Raw genomic sequence first — 248 nt, 5'->3', positions numbered from 1 at the left:
GCTCAAAAGGTACACCCTGTGAGCCACTCATCGGAGTATGTCGCTGACCTAGCTCAAAGGTGTTGACTTTTACTGAGCCACCCATGAATATATGAGCCATAGGTTATGAGCCACTCAGACCACAACTGGCGGACACTACACATGGCAACTATCGGGTACGTGCGGGTTTCAACGAATGACCAAAGCGTAGAGGCACAGAAGCATTCCCTTGCTGAAACCTACGCGGTGAATGAATGGTATGAGGATGC

1 protein-coding gene is annotated in these 248 nt (G+C 50.0%); it reads left to right on the top strand.

What is annotated here, in order from left to right:
- Positions 1–105: 105 nt before the first annotated feature.
- On the top strand, positions 106–248 hold a 143-nt coding region (locus DW49_RS1000000133985), incomplete at its 3' end, for a recombinase family protein (protein WP_337587864.1).

This window comes from Pseudomonas avellanae BPIC 631 (genome assembly GCF_000444135.1).
Taxonomy (GTDB): Bacteria; Pseudomonadota; Gammaproteobacteria; order Pseudomonadales; family Pseudomonadaceae; genus Aquipseudomonas; species Aquipseudomonas avellanae.
This window is presented reverse-complemented; position numbering and strand designations above follow the sequence as displayed.